Genomic DNA, 14,154 nt, shown 5'->3' with positions numbered 1-14,154 from the left:
TTCGCCTCGCTGCATCGCCAGAAAGCTGACGACGCAGCCCGCGTGACCCAGAAGACCCAAGAGTAAAGTCCATCAACCCCGCGGAAATGTTCCAAGCCAGTGGTACGGGAAACGGGGGCAGGTCAAACGGACTCAGTGGGCGGATCAGGCATGATGGAGTCTTCTGTGTTCACCGATGAGTGCCCAGCGGCCTGATGGACCGTGTTATTCGGCTTGGCGATGCGAACCGACACGAAGGGAATCACCCGTGCCACTGTTTCGGCCCGATTGGGGATGCTGATCGCGGGGCTGGTGGCGGCTCGTGGGGAGGACGCACAGGCCTTGCTGGATGCCGCGGGCTGTGATCCCGCATGGCTGGCTGACCCGGACGCTCGCATGCCTCTGGAGGTCGAGACCCGCTTGTGGGAGAGCGCAGCCCAGGCCACCCGCGACCCTCATTTCGGGCTGAACGCGGCCCGCACGATCCGACCCGGTGTGTTTCAGGTATTGGACTACGCGGTTCGTACCGCCCCGGACTTGCGCACCGCGCTGGAGCGGCTGGCACGCTACAACCGGCTGATGCACGACCTGGCGCACTTTGAGCTCGTTCCCGTGGGCGAGACCGTGCGTGTCGAACACCGTTTTGACGACCCTGCGATGCGGCCGTGCCGACACGCCAGCGAGTTCACGCTGGCTTCGTTGATCGTGGTTGCGTCGCAGATCAGTGGAGAAGCGGTGCAGGCATTGGCCGTTGCGTTGGCCCATCCCGCGCCCGGTACCGAGATGCAAATTTATCGGTCGATGTTCGGCGTTACGCCCAGTTTCGGGGCTTCCATCTCGTGTCTGGTGTTCAGTGCCCAGGTGCTGGAGCGCCCCGTGCCGTCGGCCGATCCCGAGCTTTCGCGCATCGTCACCGCGCATGCCGAACGCCTGCTGGCGGCCCGAGAGCCTTGTGCCCCCAGCCTGCGCGGCCGGGTTCAGCGCGAGGTGGTGCGAGAGCTGGCCAACGGTACGGCCTCACTCGATCGAATCGCGCGCACGCTGAACCTGAGCACGCGCAGTCTGCAGCGACGGCTCAGCGAGGAAGGCTGTCGATTTGCCGACGTGCTCGACGAGGTGCGCCGCAGCCTGGCATTGCAGTACATCGCCGATGAGCGAATGGCACTGGGCGAGCTGGCTTACATGTTGGGTTACTCCGAACCCAGCGCATTCCACCGTGCCTTCAAACGCTGGACTGGCATGACGCCGCAGACCGCTCGCCGGCAGCATCGTTGAGCGTCCTGCCGAGCGGCATCGATGCGGGATGCGCTGCTTTCAACAGTGCTGGATGCGTTCGAGAAAGGCCAGCAGGGCCGGTGCGACTTGCTCGGGCATTTCCAGATGTGGGTAGTGCCCGGCGCCTTCGACAAGGAGCGGCTCGGTGCCCAGCAGGCCCGCTACCCACCGGGCCTCTGCGACCGGATCGGGAAAATCCGGGTCGCGCGTGCCCATGACCACCAGCGCTGGCAGCCGAGTCCGTGCGACGATCGCCTCGGTGATGGCCTTGGACAACCCGACCATGGTGCGTAGCGCCTGCATGCGTCCTGGTTCACGCAGATTGGCCGCCAGGGCGGCTCGGGCGGCCGCATGGTCCTGCGGTTTACGGCTGGGGAAGAGGCTGTTCCAGAAGGCCATCCAAAATGCCACGCGCCAGGGTCCGCCAAAGCCCACTGTCACCGCCAGCCGAAGCAGCCAAGACGGCTGGCCGTCCCGGACCACGGGCCCCAGCAGCGCCGCGCCCCGCACCCGCTGCGGCGCCTCATGCGCTGCCCACAACGCCGATCCGGCGGCAAACGAATGGCCCAGGATAACGGCTGGTCCGCCGCCCAGGTGATCGATCAGGGCCAAGGCATCGCGGCCGACCGCGCGGGCGGAGTAGTCGTCCCAGTGCGCATCGGTTTGCCCATGGCCTCGGATGTCCATCGTCACCACCCGATGGCCTGCCTCGGTCAGCCGCGGGCGCAGCGCCCGGTACTGCGAGCGCAGGTCGCCCATGCCGGGAATGGCCAGCACCAGCGGGCCCTGGCCCCCGGTGTCGTCGTAGGCCACGCGGCCGGACCCGACGGTGAGAAAGCGGGTCGGCAGATCGAATGTGGAGCTCATGCAGACGTGAATGGGTTGATGCGTGAAGCCTTCACTGTGCCGAACCCCGCTCGACGGTGCCGTGACCGAGTGCGCCGAATCATTGACGGCGCACGCCAAACACCGAGATCGACGGTTGGGACCGGCCGTGCCGAAGTCAAAGCGGGCGGTCAGGCGGAGGAGGGCGGGCGGCTGTGGCGATCCTTCGCGTCATCGTCCGGCGCGCGCCCTCGGCGCGCCGCCAGGTCAGTCCACCGCAGGCTCGTCCAGCGCTTCGGCCGCCGCATCGGGCTCGGGGGGCTTGACGATGGTGACGGGCACCGGCGAGTCGTCGAGCACGGCGCGCGAGACGGAGCCGAAGAGGCCCGCGCGCAGGGCGCCGATGCCGCGGGCGCCCATCACGATGGCCTGGCAGGCGTGGGTTTCGGCCAGCTCAATGAGCGTGTGGGCGGGGTCGCCGCTGGCAATCACGCTGTCGAACGGCAGCCCGGCTGCGCGCAGCAGCGCTTCGGCGCCCTCCAGGGCATGGCGGCCCGCGCCCTCGGCCACGCCTTCGAGCACCTCGGCATCATGCACCGTGACCACTTCGTACAGGGTGGGCGGCTCTTGCACGTTGGCCAGCACGAAGTGGGCTTGCAGGCCGCTGCGCACCAGCTCGACGGCATGGCGCACGGCCCACAGCGAGAGCTCGGAGCCATCGACGGGCAGCAGGATCTTCATGGTGCACTCCCGGGTGTTGTCGGTGTGCGTCCTTTCTACCCCAGAAGCCCCTGGCTGCCCAGAGGGGGATCAAGCAGGCCGGATCAGGCCTCCGGGCGGCGCCACAGCCACAGGGCCACGCCCAGCAGGACGAGGTAGACCCCGCCGCGCACCCAGGGCGCCACGGGGCTCCACCACAGCAAGGCGGCGCTGCCCAGCATCATCACCGTGGCCAGCCATTTGGCCCGGCGGGGCACGGCACCGCGCTCGCGCCACTGACGGATCACCGGGCCATGCCGCGGGTGGGCCAGCAGCCGGGCCTCCAGGCTGGGCCAGCCCCGCCCGCCGGCCCAGGCAGCCAACAGCAGGAAGGGCACGGTGGGCAGCACCGGGAGCACCACGCCCACCAGCCCCAGCAGCAGCGACACGCCGGCAAGCGTGCGCCAGAGCAGCAGGCGGGTGTGTCGGATCATCGGCAGCGCTCACACGGGCAGAGATGGGCCCGATGGTAGCCCGGACCGGCCGGGCTCACTTCATCCCCAGGCGGCGTGCGAGCTTGTGCAGGTTGCTGGCATCCAGGCCGAGGGCGCGGGCGGCCGCGGCCCACTGCGGCGAAGCCGTCCTGCAGCACCTCTTCCCGGAGACGCGGCGCTGGATGGGCGTCTCAGAGGAAGCGATCGAGCAGGCGGCGGCTGGTGCGGTCCAGCGCCGCCGGGTTGCGGATCAGGTAGCTCACGCCCTCGCGGTCGGCGATCAGCAGGCGGCCACCGGGCAGCCGCCGGATGTCTTCCTCGCCCTTGAGCACGAGCTGCGTGGGGCCGCGATCGGTCTCGATGTGCCAGGTGCTGGGGGTGGCGAAGCTGGAGACGGCCACCAGCCGCGTGATTTCGGGCATGAATTCGCGCTGGGCGAGTTCTTCCTCGATCAGTGCGCGCGCGGTCGGTGCCAGGGCCTGCAGCCGGTCGATCCAGGCGACCTCGTGGCCTTCGGGGGCCACCAGCGACAGACCCTCGTCAGGCGCGGTGATGGGGAAGGCGCGCACGGGCACGACGCCGACATGCACCTGACCCTGGGCGTCGGTGCAGACGAGCTGGCCGTGCGGGTTGCGGTGAAGTTGGAACGCGGTCATGGCACAGGCTCCGTTCAGGCGCTGCGGGCCGGTTGGTCGTGCCAGGCCTCGGGCGGGCTGCCCTCGCTGTCGACATTGCGGGCCTGGGCCTCGTACAGGCGCCAGTAGGCGCCGCGGCGTGCCATCAGCTCCTCGTGCGGGCCCACCTCGACGATCTCGCCGCGGTCCATCACCACCAGGCGGTCGGCCTTGCGCAGCGTGGACAGACGGTGCGCGATGGCGATCGTCGTGCGGCCCTGCACCAGATTGTCCAGGGCCTTCTGGATTTCCTGCTCGGTCTCGGTGTCCACCGCCGAGGTGGCCTCGTCCAGGATCAGGATGCGCGGGTCGATCAGCAGCGCGCGGGCGATCGAGATGCGCTGGCGCTCGCCGCCCGACAGGCCCTGCCCGCGTTCGCCCACCAGCGAGTCATAGCCCTGAGGCAGGCGCAGGATGAACTCATGCGCATGGGCGGCGCGGGCCGCGGCGACGATCTCCTCGCGCGTGGCCTCGGGCTTGCCGTAGGCGATGTTCTCGGCGATGGTGCCGAAGAAGAGGAAGGGCTCCTGCAGCACCAGGCCGATGTGGCGCCGCCAGTCGGCCACGGCCACCTGGCGGATGTCGATGCCGTCCACCCGGATGGCGCCCTCGCTCACGTCGTGGAAGCGGCAGATCAGGTTCACGAGTGTGCTCTTGCCCGAGCCGCTGTGGCCCACCAGGCCGATCATCTCGCCCGGGCGGATGTCCAGATTCAGCCCTTGGATGACGCGCCGGTGTCCATAGCGGAAGCCCACGTCCTCGAGCTGGATGCGCCCTTGCACCTGGGGCAATGGCACCGGCTGCGCCGGCTCGGGCACGGATGAGACGTGGTCGAGGATGTCGAAAATGCGCTTGGCCCCGGCCGCGGCCTTTTGGGTGACCGAGACGATGCGGCTCATGGAGTCGAGCCGCGTGTAGAAGCGCCCGATGTAGGCCAGGAAGGCGGTAAGCGTGCCCACGGTGATGTCGCCGCGCGAGACCTGCCAGATGCCGAAGGCCCACACCACGAGCAGGCCGATCTCGGTGAGCAGCGACACCGTGGGCGTGAACAGCGACCACACGCGGTTGAGCCGGTCGTTGACCACCAGGTTGTGGCGGTTGGCCTCCCGGAAGCGCCGTGCCTCGCGGCCTTCCTGGGCAAAGGCCTTGACCACGCGGATGCCCGGGATGGTGTCGGCCAGCACGTTGGTGACCTCGCCCCAGACCCGGTCGATCTTCTCGAAGCCGGTGCGCAGCCGGTCGCGCACCACGTGGATCATCCAGGCGATGAAGGGCAGGGGCAGCAGCGTGACCAGCGCCAGCCAGGGGTTGATGGAAAAGAGGATGACCGAGGTCATCGCGATCATCAGCACGTCGGTGGCGAAGTCGAGCAGGTGCAGCGAGAGGAAGACGTTGATGCGGTCGGTCTCGCTGCCGATGCGCGCCATCAGGTCGCCGGTGCGCTTGCCGCCGAAGTATTCCAGCGACAGCTTGAGCAGGTGCTCGTAGGTGGTGGTGCGCAGGTCGGCGCCGATGCGTTCACTCACCAGCGCCAGGATGTAAGTGCGTGCCCACCCCAGGCCCCAGGCGGCCAGCGCGGCCAGCAGCAGCCCGCCCAGCAGCCAGGCCACCAGCGCGGTGTCGATGGCCTGTCCGTTCTGGTAGGGGATCAGCACCCGGTCCATCAACGGCATGGTCAGATAGGGCGGCACCAGCGTCGCGGCAGTCGAGGCCAGGGTCAGCGCGAAGCCGGCCAGCAACTGGCCGCGGTAGGGCCGGGCGAAACGCCACAGGCGCAGCAGGGTCCAGGTGGACGGCGGGGTGGCTTCGGGGTCGGCTTCGGCCGACTCGGGCGCCTCGGCCGGCGCAGCGTCGGGCTCGGGCCCGGGGGCCGCCTCGCCTTGCAGCCAACGCTGTTGCGTCTGGAAACGTTCGATCAGGGCCTGGGCCGCAGGCTGGCGCCCAAGCCTCAGGTGCCACACGGCCAGCCGGCGCTGGGCGTCGTGCAGGGCCAGATGGGCCACTCCGGCGTGGTCGCTCAGACGCAGCTCCAGCGCCGGGTTCAAAGACCATGCGCGCCATGGGGCTTCAGGGTGGTCGCGGGCCAGCAGACGGCGGTCGGTCAGCACCAGCCACTGGGGTGAAAACTGCAGCCGGGCGTCGAGGTCAACCTCCAGCGTGGCCAGAACGTTCTCGGCAGGAGCCAGTGCAGGGCGCAACCCGGCCGGCCAGGGGTCGCAAGGGCTGCCGGCCAGGTCGGTTCGGAGGGAGACGGACAAGTTCATGGATTCGTGGACCCCGTCGGACGGGGGAGGGACGGGGCGCCGGGGGCGGCCCGGACGGCCGCACGACGCCCTGGGAGTGCTCACGCGCGAACCCCTGCACAGGTTGACATGCAAGCGCCGCAGGGGCGGCAGGATCGGGACAGAGGGTTGTCAGTCATGAGTCACAGAAGTATCGAATTCCTACGCATCGCCTACCTGCGCGGGCCCAATCTCTGGACCTACCGGCCGGTGATCGAGGCCTGGGTGGACATCGGCGAGCTGGAGGACCATCCCTCCAACACCCTGCCTGGCTTCTACGAACGCCTGTCGACCTGGCTGCCCGGCCTCATCGAACACCGCTGCGGCGTGGGCGAGCGCGGGGGCTTCCTCCAGCGTCTGCGCGAAGGCACCTGGCCGGCCCACATCATGGAACACGTGGCCATCGAGCTGCAGACCCTGGCTGGCATGCCCACCGGCTTTGGCAAGGCCCGCTCCACCGCCACCCGCGGCGTCTACAAGGTGGTGGTGCGTGCCCGCCAGGAAGAGGTCGGCCGCACCGCCATTGTCGCAGCCCGCGACCTGGTGATGGCGGCGATCGAGGACCGCCCCTTCGACGTGGCGGCCACCGTGGCCCACCTGCGCGAGCTGGTCGACCGCCGCTGCCTGGGCCCCAGCACCGCCTGCATCGTCGATGCGGCGGCCGATCGCAAAATCCCGTCCATCCGCCTGAGCCAGGGCAACCTGGTGCAGCTCGGCTATGGCCGGGCGCAGCGCCGCATCTGGACGGCCGAGACCGACCGCACCTCGGCAATCGCCGAAAGCATCGCCAGTGACAAGGAGCTCACCCGCCGGCTGCTGGCGGCCGCAGGCGTGTGTGTGCCCGAAGGCCGCGTGGCGCGGGATCCGGCCGACGCCTGGGAGGCGGCCCAGGAGATTGGCCTGCCGGTGGTGGTCAAGCCGTCCGACGCCAACCACGGCCGCGGCATCTCCATCGAGCTGCGCCGTCGCGAGGACATCGAGGCCGCCTTCCATGTGGCCGCGCGCGAGGGCAGTGAGGTGCTGGTCGAGCGCTACATCCCCGGCGGCGAACACCGCCTGCTGGTGGTGGGCGACCGGGTGGTGGCCGCCTCCCGGGGCGATGCCGCCTGGGTCACGGGCGACGGCCGCTCCACCGTGGCCCAGCTCGTCGAGGCCCAGGTCAACAGCGACCCGCGCCGCGGCGAGGACGAGGCCTTTCCGCTGGACATCGTGCGCCTGCACGAGCCGGCCAATGTGCTGGAACTGGCCCGCCAGGGCTGCACCGCCGACACCGTGCCACCTGCCGGCCAGAAGGTGCGGGTACAGCGCAATGGCAACCTCGCCATCGACGTGACCGACCGGGTGCACCCCGAAGTGGCCGAGATGGTGGCGCTGGCTGCGCGGGTGGTGGGGCTGGACATCGCCGGCGTGGACGTGGTGGCCGAGGACATCGGCCGTCCCCTGGCCCAGCAGGGCGGGGCCATCGTCGAAGTGAACGCCGGCCCCGGCCTGCTCATGCACCTGAAGCCGGCCGAGGGCGAGCCACGGCCGGTGGGCCAGGCCATCGTCGACCACCTCTTCCCCAAGGGCGAGACCGGGCGCATCCCCGTGGTGGGCGTCAGCGGTGCGCAGGGCACCACCCTCACGGCCCGCCTGCTGGCCTGGCTGCTGCACCTGGGCGGCCGCCATGTGGGCCTGGCCTGCGGCGAGGGCCTGTACCTGGGCCGCCGCCGCGTCGAGGCGGGCGACCGCGCCACCTGGGCGGCCGGTCAGCGTGTGCTGATGAACCGCATGGTCGATGCCGCCGTGATCGAGAACGGCCCGGAGGCCATCGTGCGTGACGGCCTGGCCTACGACCGCTGCCAGGTGGGCATCGTCACTGGCGTGGCTGGCGCCGCCTCGCTGGCGTCCTACCATGTCCACGACGACGAGCAGCTCTACACCGTGCTGCGCACCCAGGTGGACGTGGTGCTGCCCGAGGGCGTGGCCGTGCTCAACGCCGACGACCTGCTGGCCGCGCAGATGGCCCCGCTGTGCGATGGCGACGTGATCTTCTACGCCCGCGACGGCCAGCGCGAGGTGATCGAAACCCACCTGGCCGCCGGCCGCCGGGCGGTCTTTTTGCGCGGCCACCGGGTGCTGATGGTGCACGGCGCGAAGGAGACCGCGCTCATTGAGTGGCGCTGCCTGCCGGTCGTGGAAGGCCACGCGCCCGAAGCCGTGCTCGGCGCCGTGATGGCCGCCTCGGCGGCGGCCTGGGGCCTGGGCATGGAGATCGACCTGATCCGCGCTGGCATCAAGACCTTCGCCACCCAGTCGGTCCCGCCGGCTGCCGCCCCGCTGCCCGTGCTCGCCCATGCCGCTGCGACGGCCGAGACCCCGGCTCTGGCCAGCGCCGCCTGAATCCGACGAAAAGACCTGCATCATGGACGTTTCCCGCATCCGGGCCCTGCGCGGCCCCAATCTCTGGACGCGCCGCACCGCCATCGAGGCGGTGGTGATCCTGCGCGACGATGAGCTCGACCTCGAAACCTGTCCCGGCTTCGAGGCTCGCCTGCGTGCGCGCTTCCCCGAGATCGGCGCGCTGTGTTCCACGGGGCACACCGGGGCGGTCTCGATGGCCGATGCCTTGGCGGCCGCCGCGCTGGGCCTGCAGGCCCAGGCCGGATGCCCGGTGACCTTCAGCCGCACCACCGCCACCCCTGAGGAACGTGTGTTCCAGGTGGTGGTCGAGTACAGCGAGGAGCCGGTGGGCCGCCTGGCCTTCGAACTGGCCCAGGCGCTGTGCGAGGCCGCGGCGCAGGACACCCCCTTCGACCTCGCCGACGCCCTGGCCCGCCTGCGTGAACTCGACGAGGACGTGCGCCTGGGCCCGAGCACCGGCAGCATCGTGCAGGCCGCGGTGGCGCGGGGCATCCCCTACCGGCGCCTCACCGAAGGCAGCATGGTGCAGTTCGGCTGGGGCAGCAAGCAGCGCCGCATCCAGGCCGCCGAGATGGACCGCACCTCGGCGATCGCCGAATCCATCGCCCAGGACAAAGAGCTCACCAAGGAGTTGCTGCTGGCTGCCGGTGTGCCGGTGCCCCAGGGCCGGCCGGTGACGGACTTCGACGACGCCCGCCGTGCTGCGGCCGAGATCGGCTGGCCGGTGGTGGTCAAGCCGCGCGATGGCAACCAGGGCAAGGGCGTGACCGTCAACATCGTCAGCGACGAACACCTGCGCATCGCCTACGACGCTGCGCGTGCAATCAGCGACGAGGTGCTGGTCGAGCGTTTCATTCCCGGCTACGACTTCCGCCTGCTGGTGGTGGGGGACCGCCTCGTGGCCGCGGCCCGGCGCGACCCGCCGCATGTGATCGGCGACGGCCTGCACAGCATCCGCGAACTGGTGGACCAGGCCAACACCGACCCGCGCCGCGGCGACGGCCATGCGACGCCGCTCACGCGCATGCGCATCGATGACATCGCCCTGGCCCGACTGGCCCAGCAGGGCTTCGGGCCGGACGACATTCCGCCCAAGGGCCGGCGTGTCGTGCTGCGCAACAACGCCAACCTGAGCACCGGCGGCACGGCCACCGATGTGACGGACGATGTCCACCCCGAGGTGGCGGCACGGGCCGTCGATGCCGCGCGCATGATCGGCCTGGACATCTGCGGGGTGGATGTGGTGTGCGAGAGCCTGCAGCAACCCCTGGAGGCGCAAGGCGGCGGTGTGGTGGAGGTGAATGCCGCGCCGGGGCTGCGCATGCACCTGAGCCCCTCCTACGGCAAGGGCCGCCCGGTTGGCGAGGCCATCATCGACGCCATGTTCGCGCCGGGCGAGGACGGCCGCATCCCGTTGGTGGCCGTCACCGGCACCAACGGCAAGACCACGGTGGTGCGCCTGACCGCGCACATCCTGTCGCGCCAGGGCTGGCGCGTGGGCATGACCAACACCGACGGCGTCTACATCCAGGGCCGGCGCATCGACACCGGCGACTGCAGCGGCCCGCGCAGCGCGCGCAACGTGCTGGCCCACCCGGACGTGGACGCCGCGGTGTTCGAGACCGCGCGCGGCGGCATCTTGCGCGAAGGCCTGGGCTTCGACCGCTGCCAGGTGGCCGTGGTCACCAACATCGGCCTGGGCGACCACCTGGGCCTGAACTACATCACCACCGTCGAGGACCTGGCCGTGCTCAAGCGTGTCATCGTCCAGAACGTCGCGCCCACCGGCATGGCCGTGCTCAACGCAGCCGACCCGATCGTCGCAGCGATGGCCGAGAACTGCCCCGGCGAGGTCACCTATTTCGCGGCCGACCGCTTCCACCCGGTGATGGCCGCCCATCGCGTGCAGGGCCACCGCGTGGTCTATGTGGACCGCGGGGACATCGTGGCCGAACAGGCCGGTGCCAAGCACCGCTTTCCGCTGGCCGAGGTGCCGCTCACGCGCAACGGCACCATCGGCTTCCAGGTCGAGAACGCGATGGCCGCCGTGGCGGCGGCCTGGGCGGCCGGCGCCGGCTGGGATGCCATCCGCACCGGCTTGCTGACCTTCGAGAGCGATGCCGACAACGCGCCGGGGCGCTTCAATGTCTTCACCGTGCGCGGCGCCACCGTGATCGCCGACTACGGCCACAACCCCGACGCGATGGGCGCGCTGGTGCGCGCCGTCGAGGCGATGCCGGCGAAACGCCGCACCGTCGTGATCAGCGGTGCGGGCGACCGCCGAGACGACGACATCCGGCAACAAACGCGCATCCTGGGCACGGCCTTCGACACCGTGATCCTCTACCAGGACCAATGCCAGCGCGGCCGCGCCGATGGCGAGGTGCTGGCGCTGTTGCGCGAGGGCCTCCAAGGGGTCAGCCGTACGCGCGACATCCAGGAGATCCGCGGCGAGTTCGCCGCGATCGATGCGGCGCTGGCAAGCCTGCGCGAGGGCGACCTGTGCCTCATCCTCATCGACCAGGTCGACGAGGCCCTGGCTCACTTGGGCCGGCGCATGGCCGAGTTGTGATCAGAACACCTGGCCGACGTCGAACAGGGCCAGCAGGCCCAGCAGCAAAAAGAGGGCGGCGGCCAAGCGGTGGATCTGCCCGATCGGCAAGCGCCGCGTGAGGCGCTCGCCCAGCAGCACCGCCGGTGCGTTGGCGATCATCATGCCCAGTGTGGTACCCAGCACCACCGCGGTGAAGGCCGCGTACTGGGCCGCCAGCGCCACGGTGGCGACCTGGGTCTTGTCGCCCATCTCGGCCAGGAAAAAGGCCAGCGCCGTGGTGCCGAAGACGCCGAAGCGTGCGGACTGCACCCCTTGGGTTTCGTCCAGCCTGTCCGGGATGAGCATCCACACCGCCATCGCGAGGAAGGACAAGCCCAGCACCCCGCGCATCACCTCGGCGCCCACCGCCGAGGTGATCCAGGCGCCCAGCGCGCCGGCTCCTGCATGGTTGGCCAGGGTGGCGGCGAAGATGCCGAGCAGGATGGGAATGGGGCGGCGGTAGCGAGCGGCCAGCAGCAACGAGAGCAACTGCGTCTTGTCGCCCATTTCCGCAAGGGCGACGAGGCCGGTCGAGATGAGAAAGGCTTCCACGGGACAAGGTTCTCCGGCCGGCGTTGACACCCATGACCGCACCCGCCCCCGGCACGCGGGCGGGCACGGTCAAAGGTCTCGCCAAGTCCGGTCGACCCCCTGTGCCATGCCCGCAAGCGGGCAAGCCTGTTGACACAGGACCCTCTCATCGCGCCGATGTCGCGAAGGAGGGAGGCTACTCCCCAATGACAGGAGCTCATTGTAGCGGCTGGCGGCATACTGGGGCCCTTGCGCATTCCAGGAGCTCTCCTTGTCCCCGCACGCCGACCTGCCCCACGCCCAGCACCTGCGCGCCGCCGAGCCCGGCGATTTGCCGGCCATCGAGGCCTTGCTGCGCGAGCATGCCTTGCCCACCGCGGGTGTGGCCGAGCATCTGGCCGACTTTCTTGTGGCGCGTGATGCCAGCGCTCTGATGGGCTGCGCCGGCCTGGAGTTCCACGGTGAGGGCGTGCTGCTGCGCTCGGTGGTGGCGCGCACCGGGCACCAGGGCCTGGGCGGGCAGATGGTGCGTGCGGCCCTGCGCCAGGCCCGCCAGCGAGGCGCCCAGTGGGCCGTGCTGCGCACCACCACGGCCGAGGGCTTCTTCGCCCAACAGGGCTTCCGCCGCGTCGAGCTGACCGCAGTGCCCACGGCGGTGAAGGCCTCGATCGAGTTCCACGGTGCCTGCCCGGACGCCAGCACCACGATGCTGCGGGACCTGCGCTCGGGCGTGAGCGTGCGCGCCGCGCGCGAGGACGACATGCCCGCCGTGCTCGAGATCTACAACGAGGAAGTGCGCCACAGCACCGCCACCTACCAGTACGCCGAGCGCACGCTTGACGAACAGGTGGCGCAATGGCTGGCCAAGCGGGCCGACGGCCACCGCTTCTTCGTGGCCGTCACCGATGAGGACCAGGTGGTCGGCTATGCCAACTACGGCCTGTTCCGCCCTCGCGAGGGCTGGCGCTTCACCTGCGAGCACTCGGTCTATCTGCACCGCGACTGGCGCGGCCGCGGCCTGGGCAAGCTGCTGCTGCCGGCGGTGATGGCCCATGCGCGCGAACGGGGCTTCCACAGCATGGTGGGCGTGGTCGATGCCGCCAATGTCGCCTCGGTGCGCCTGCACGAGGCCCTGGGCTTCACGGTGGCCGGCGTGATCCGCGAAGGCGGCTACAAGTTCGACCGTTGGCTCGACGTGGCCTTCATGCAAGCCATGCTCTGAGGCTCAGGGGCGGGCCGGCAGGGCCCAGTGCTCCAGCCGCGGTGCATACGCGGGCAGGAAGATGAGGAACAGGGCGCTCGTGGCGATGTTGAACATCAGATGGGCCACGGCCACCGCCATGTCCGGTGTGGGCGAGTGCTTCACCACGGCCTGTGCGAAAACGATCAGCACCGGCGCGAACATCAGGGCTCCCGCGAGCTTGAAGCCGGTGTTGATGACGGCCGTGCGGCGCGCCAGCGACCCCATCGACAGCGACGCGATCAGGCCCGTCACCGTGGTGCCCACGTTCGAACCCACCACCAGGTAGACGGCCGCTTCGGGCGTGAGCACCTGCTGCTGCACCAGCACCACGGCCAGGCCGGTGGTGACCGAGGAACTCTGCAAGAGCGCCGTGATGACGATGCCGGCCATCACGCCCACCCAGGGGTTGCCGGCCTGGGCCAGCACCTCCAGCACGGCCGGGCTCTCGCGCAGCGGAGCCAATGCAATCCCAATGAGATCGAGCGCAAACAGCACGAAACCGAAGTAGAAAAGCACCTTGCCAGCGGGCTTCCACCGCGTAGGCGCCACCGCCGAGACCAGGGCCCCCAGGGTCAGTGCCACAGGCCCAAGCGCCGTCAGCTTGAGCGAGACGAGCCAGGCCGTGGCCGTGGTCCCCACGTTGGCGCCCAGCAGCACCGCGAGTGCCCCGCGAAAACCCAGCACGCCGGCGTCCACCAGCGCAATCGCCAGCGAGGACACGGCCGAGGACGACTGGATGAAGGCGGTGAAACCCGCTCCCAGCAGGGCGGCTGCATAGCGATTGGCGGTGGCGCGGCCCAGCCAGGCGCGCAGGCGTTCACCGCCTGCGGTCATCAGTTCCTGCGAAAAGCCCGACAGACCGAAGAGGAAGAGCACCACGGCGCTGACCGCCGAGAAGATCCACTGCCACTCGGTCATGGTTGCGGGGGCTGCTCAGGCAGGGGCCTTCACATGGATGCGCAGGCCATCGATCGTGACGACCTGGCCGGCGCGGATCTTGGCAGCCTTGCGCGTCTCGGGCTGACCATCGACCTCGACGCGGCCGGCCGCCACCAGGGCCTTGCCGTGGCCGCCGCTGCCGGCGGCGCCGGCGAGTTTGAGCAGGGCGTGCAGCTCGATGTGCCCGCCGCGCAGTTCGAAGTCGACGTCGGGCATG

Annotated in this window: 12 protein-coding genes and 1 riboswitch; of the genes, 4 read left to right on the top strand and 8 right to left on the bottom strand. The window is 70.1% G+C overall.

Annotated features, from left to right (window positions below; genetic code table 11):
- Positions 1-219: 219 nt before the first annotated feature.
- Positions 220-1,254, top strand: a complete 1,035-nt coding sequence (gene qhpR / locus AC1ECW_RS15700; RefSeq protein WP_481202220.1) for an AraC-like transcriptional regulator QhpR — start codon at positions 220-222, stop codon at positions 1,252-1,254.
- A 39-nt stretch (positions 1,255-1,293) separates the two neighbouring features.
- Here qhpR and AC1ECW_RS15695 read toward each other — a convergent pair whose 3' ends face one another.
- The 5 genes from AC1ECW_RS15695 to AC1ECW_RS15675 form a co-directional block, all read right to left on the bottom strand.
- Positions 1,294-2,121 (bottom strand): alpha/beta fold hydrolase, encoded by an 828-nt coding sequence (locus AC1ECW_RS15695; protein ID WP_481202219.1) that lies wholly within the window; start codon positions 2,119-2,121, stop codon positions 1,294-1,296.
- A gap of 225 nt (positions 2,122-2,346) precedes the next feature.
- Positions 2,347-2,820, bottom strand: coding sequence for a universal stress protein (locus tag AC1ECW_RS15690; protein WP_409704192.1), 474 nt, complete (start codon positions 2,818-2,820; stop codon positions 2,347-2,349).
- Positions 2,821-2,903: 83 nt separating this feature from the next.
- Entirely contained in the window at positions 2,904-3,272 is a 369-nt protein-coding gene (locus AC1ECW_RS15685) for a YbaN family protein (RefSeq protein WP_409704194.1), read from the bottom strand.
- A 191-nt stretch (positions 3,273-3,463) separates the two neighbouring features.
- Entirely contained in the window at positions 3,464-3,928 is a 465-nt protein-coding gene (locus tag AC1ECW_RS15680; protein ID WP_481202218.1) for a cyanophycin metabolism-associated DUF1854 family protein, read from the bottom strand.
- Positions 3,929-3,942: 14 nt separating this feature from the next.
- Entirely contained in the window at positions 3,943-6,210 is a 2,268-nt protein-coding gene (locus AC1ECW_RS15675; RefSeq protein WP_481202217.1) for a cyanophycin metabolism-associated ABC transporter, read from the bottom strand.
- A 156-nt stretch (positions 6,211-6,366) separates the two neighbouring features.
- Here AC1ECW_RS15675 and AC1ECW_RS15670 point away from each other — a divergent pair, with 156 nt between their 5' ends.
- Positions 6,367-8,610 (top strand): cyanophycin synthetase, encoded by a 2,244-nt coding sequence (locus tag AC1ECW_RS15670; RefSeq protein ID WP_409704200.1) that lies wholly within the window; start codon positions 6,367-6,369, stop codon positions 8,608-8,610.
- Between the two features lie 22 nt (positions 8,611-8,632).
- Positions 8,633-11,203 (top strand): cyanophycin synthetase, encoded by a 2,571-nt coding sequence (cphA, locus tag AC1ECW_RS15665; RefSeq protein ID WP_481202216.1) that lies wholly within the window; start codon positions 8,633-8,635, stop codon positions 11,201-11,203.
- On the opposite strand, the gene AC1ECW_RS15660 is transcribed toward cphA, so the two are convergent.
- Entirely contained in the window at positions 11,204-11,776 is a 573-nt protein-coding gene (locus tag AC1ECW_RS15660; protein ID WP_409704204.1) for a TMEM165/GDT1 family protein, read from the bottom strand.
- Positions 11,777-11,782: 6 nt separating this feature from the next.
- Positions 11,783-11,979, bottom strand: a riboswitch (yybP-ykoY riboswitch).
- Between the two features lie 47 nt (positions 11,980-12,026).
- Here AC1ECW_RS15660 and AC1ECW_RS15655 point away from each other — a divergent pair.
- Positions 12,027-12,977, top strand: coding sequence for a GNAT family N-acetyltransferase (locus AC1ECW_RS15655; RefSeq protein WP_481202215.1), 951 nt, complete (start codon positions 12,027-12,029; stop codon positions 12,975-12,977).
- A gap of 3 nt (positions 12,978-12,980) precedes the next feature.
- Here the strand turns inward: AC1ECW_RS15655 and AC1ECW_RS15650 are convergent, their stop codons facing one another.
- Positions 12,981-13,916 carry a Na/Pi cotransporter family protein gene (locus AC1ECW_RS15650; RefSeq protein WP_409704208.1) on the bottom strand — a complete coding sequence of 312 codons (936 nt, stop codon included), beginning with the start codon at positions 13,914-13,916 and terminating at the stop codon, positions 12,981-12,983.
- Positions 13,917-13,931: 15 nt separating this feature from the next.
- Positions 13,932-14,153, bottom strand: a complete 222-nt coding sequence (locus AC1ECW_RS15645) for an RNA-binding S4 domain-containing protein (protein WP_409704210.1) — start codon at positions 14,151-14,153, stop codon at positions 13,932-13,934.
- Between the last annotated feature and the right edge of the window lies 1 nt (position 14,154).

It is taken from the genome of Caldimonas hydrothermalis (genome assembly GCF_056746695.1).
The sequence above is the reverse complement of the archived record's forward strand: the minus strand, read 5'-3'. Positions and strand labels throughout refer to the sequence as shown.

Coding starts and splice junctions, on each gene's coding strand:
- AC1ECW_RS15695 (WP_481202219.1), bottom strand. CDS start 2,121: ATGAGCTCCACATTCGATCTGCCGACCCGCTTTCTCACCGTCGGGTCC.
- cphA (WP_481202216.1), top strand. CDS start 8,633: ATGGACGTTTCCCGCATCCGGGCCCTGCGCGGCCCCAATCTCTGGACG.
- AC1ECW_RS15675 (WP_481202217.1), bottom strand. CDS start 6,210: ATGAACTTGTCCGTCTCCCTCCGAACCGACCTGGCCGGCAGCCCTTGC.
- AC1ECW_RS15670 (WP_409704200.1), top strand. CDS start 6,367: ATGAGTCACAGAAGTATCGAATTCCTACGCATCGCCTACCTGCGCGGG.
- qhpR (WP_481202220.1), top strand. CDS start 220: ATGCGAACCGACACGAAGGGAATCACCCGTGCCACTGTTTCGGCCCGA.
- AC1ECW_RS15645 (WP_409704210.1), bottom strand. CDS start 14,153: ATGCCCGACGTCGACTTCGAACTGCGCGGCGGGCACATCGAGCTGCAC.
- AC1ECW_RS15680 (WP_481202218.1), bottom strand. CDS start 3,928: ATGACCGCGTTCCAACTTCACCGCAACCCGCACGGCCAGCTCGTCTGC.
- AC1ECW_RS15650 (WP_409704208.1), bottom strand. CDS start 13,916: ATGACCGAGTGGCAGTGGATCTTCTCGGCGGTCAGCGCCGTGGTGCTC.
- AC1ECW_RS15690 (WP_409704192.1), bottom strand. CDS start 2,820: ATGAAGATCCTGCTGCCCGTCGATGGCTCCGAGCTCTCGCTGTGGGCC.
- AC1ECW_RS15685 (WP_409704194.1), bottom strand. CDS start 3,272: ATGATCCGACACACCCGCCTGCTGCTCTGGCGCACGCTTGCCGGCGTG.